This window comes from Phormidium sp. FACHB-1136 (genome assembly GCF_014697375.1).
Lineage (GTDB): Bacteria > Cyanobacteriota > Cyanobacteriia > Phormidesmidales > Phormidesmidaceae > Nodosilinea.
This window is the reverse complement of the sequence record NZ_JACJRS010000209.1, coordinates 1-2923: the sequence shown is the minus strand read 5'-3', so window position 1 is coordinate 2923 and position 2923 is coordinate 1. Positions and strand designations below refer to the sequence as shown.

Here is a 2923-nt window from a genome sequence, read left to right as displayed (position 1 = left end):
CTCTACTTTTGCCTAAATTCATCGCCGCTAAGCTTAACCCCTTGCCCCCTCAGGTCTCCCAAAGCTTAGTAACTTAGTACCCCTGTCCAGAACTTATGACTGTCCAGTAATCATTGAATTTAAGTTTTAATATGCCAGCCGTTATTGCTTTAATACCTGCTCGCTCTGGTTCAAAGGGAGTCCCTCACAAAAATATTCGTGACCTAGCTGGTCATTCATTGCTTGAGTGGTCTATCGCAGCTTGTCAGCAGAGTCAATTCATTGACCGAACGATTGTTTCTACAGATTCAGAGGTTTATGCTCAATTATCTATTAAAAAAGGAGCAGAGGCTCCCTTTTTACGCCCTTCTGAAATCTCTGGTGATAAATCCAGTGATTATGATTTTATCAAGCATGCCTTAGATTGGCTAAGGCATCATGGGTACATACCAGACTATATTGTTCACATTCGTCCCACTACCCCCCTACGTGATCCATTACTCATCGATCAAGCTATAAAGCATTTCATGAGTCATCCAAAGGCCACTTCTCTACGTTCTGTCCATCCAATGTCTGAATCTGCCTATAAGTCTCTTGAAATTACTCCCGAGGGTCAACTAAGTCGAATTGGATCAGGTAATACCGATTTGGATGCTGTTAACCAGGCAAGACAAGGGTTTCCAATGACTTACATTGCAAATGGTTATGTTGATGTTTTGTCCACTAGCTTTATTCTTAATAATCAACTTATCCACGGCAGCTATGTCATTCCTTTCGTAACTCCCATAGCCCATGAAGTCGATACTGAGGAGGATTTTTCTTATCTAGAATTTCAGCTATCTAAGTATCCTGAAATTTTGTCAAAGCTTTTCCCTTGAACTCACCCAAGTATTGATAACTATGGCTAATCACTCGTTTTCACGGGTACCTCAGAAGGTACCAAAAGTTAAGACAAAATTCCGCTCCATTCAAACATCAATACCTGCACCCAGCACTAAAGAAGTTTTGGAGAGATTAGAGAAGGTTGAGTCTCGTTCCATGCACGGACAACTTCCGCTGGTGTGGGATCGAGCTGAAAACTTCAGTATTTATGATATCGCGGGTAATCGTTGGATCGATTTTACCTCAACAATATTTGTTGCTAATGTAGGGCATTCTAATCAGCGGGTTGTCTCGGCCATTCAGGACACACTAGATCATCCACTGTATAGTTGTTATGCCTATGCAAATCCAATTCGAGCTAACTATTTAGAAAAACTAGTCAGGTTTGCGGGAGCACCCTTTGAAAAAGCATTTCTCTTGTCAGCCGGTACTGAAGCGACTGAGGCTACTCTAAAGTTGATGCGGATGTACGGACAAAAATATGGGAAACGCCGTCTTGGTGTTATTTGTATTGAAAATAATTGGCATGGGCGTACACTGGGTGCTCAAATGATGAGCAGTAACCTTCCTCAGCGGGCATGGATTGGCTATCAAGATGATAATATTCACCACATTCCATTTCCTTATCCCTGGTCACTCAATGGCTTGAGTGGTAATGATTTTTTCTATCAAGGATTAGAAAAGTTGATCACCAATGGTATTAATCCGAAAACTGATATTTGTGGTTTCATGCTAGAAACCTTTCAAGGGTGGGGTGCTGTTTTTTATCCAAATGATTTTGTTCAAGCAGTCGAGAAATTCTGCAGAAAACATAATGTTTTATTAGCATTTGACGAAATGCAATCAGGATTTGGTCGTACAGGGTGTAAGTTTGGGTTTGAACATTATCAAGTAGTTCCAGACTTAATTGCTTGCGGTAAGGGTATGGGTGGTGGTGTGCCACTATCTGGCGTGATTGGACGTGCAGAGATTCTGGATTTACCAGAGATCGGCAACATGAGTAGCACTCACTCCGCAAACCCATTAGTTTGTGCGGCTGGATTAGCTGTTTTAGAAGAAATTGAATCTTTGAGTTTAATTGATGAAGCTTCTCGAAAGGGGGGCATCCTGTTTGACGCTTTGCATAAGCTACAAAGAAAATATCCCGATCTAATTTCCAATGTGTTTGGCAAGGGGTTGATTGCTGCAGTTCTATTTAAGAACCCGATTACTAACAGTCCAGACGGTTTATTTACTAGTAGAGTTGCAGAACGTTGTATGCAGAAGGGTTTGTTAGTGGTACATACGGGACGTGAATCCATCAAGATTGGGCCACCTTTGACAATTACAGATGAAGCACTTCTAGAGGGTATAGATGTTCTAGGAGAAGCAATCGTAGAAATTACTAAAGAAACAGTCTGATGATTACTGGTATTCGCCATATTGGATTAGTGGTGTCTGATCTAGATAAGGCACTTAATTTTTGGTGTGATGTTCTGGGATTCCAAATTCAGCGAAAAATGGAGGAATCAGGCCCACATTTAGATGCCATGATGGGTCTTGAGAATGTTCAGGTAACAACTGCTAAGCTTTCTGACCAAAATGGTAACTTACTAGAATTACTTCATTTTAAGTCTCACCCCGATAAGCCAATATGGGGAGGTACACCTTACTCTACAGGACTAACTCATATTGCACTCACTGTCCAAAATTTAGATCAAACAGTTCAAAAGTTAAACCAAGCTGGGGTTACTTTTCCTGGAGAAATTCAAAAATCTCCAGATGGCACAGTAAAAGTAATTTACTCCAAAGGACCTGAAGGAATTCTGTTAGAGCTTGTAGAGGTTGTAGATACAATGAACTCATCCCGAAACGATAAGGAAGGTTATATTGATGTTGTTTATGATGAGTTCAAAAAACCTTTTACGTCATACCCGCAGAAACTTACAAGTTATTTAGTTAGGAGATTTGATATACTGGACAGTGGGAAGTTCTGTATCCGGTAGCGGGACGCCAAGAAAAACGGACATGAGCTGAGTCAATCGACCCATCATGTCCGAAACTGGCTGATGTAAAGCCTTTC

Annotated in this window: 3 protein-coding genes; all 3 read left to right on the top strand. The window is 41.0% G+C overall.

The features are described from left to right. Window positions 1–131: 131 nt before the first annotated feature. Genes H6G62_RS26520 through H6G62_RS26510 form a run of 3 tightly spaced genes read left to right on the top strand, consistent with a single transcriptional unit; the run spans window position 132 to window position 2846 of the window. A complete protein-coding gene (locus H6G62_RS26520) occupies window positions 132–857 on the top strand; it encodes an acylneuraminate cytidylyltransferase family protein (RefSeq protein ID WP_190500766.1) in 726 nt (241 codons plus the stop codon). Between the two features lie 22 nt (window positions 858–879). Continuing rightward, complete coding sequence (locus H6G62_RS26515) at window positions 880–2262, top strand: aspartate aminotransferase family protein (protein ID WP_190500764.1); 1383 nt, start codon at window positions 880–882, stop codon at window positions 2260–2262. Continuing rightward, the gene (locus H6G62_RS26510) at window positions 2262–2846 is read left to right on the top strand and encodes a VOC family protein (RefSeq protein ID WP_190500763.1); all 585 of its coding nucleotides are present in this window, start codon (window positions 2262–2264) and stop codon (window positions 2844–2846) included. The genes H6G62_RS26515 and H6G62_RS26510 overlap by 1 nt, the downstream gene beginning before the upstream one ends. Window positions 2847–2923: the final 77 nt, after the last annotated feature.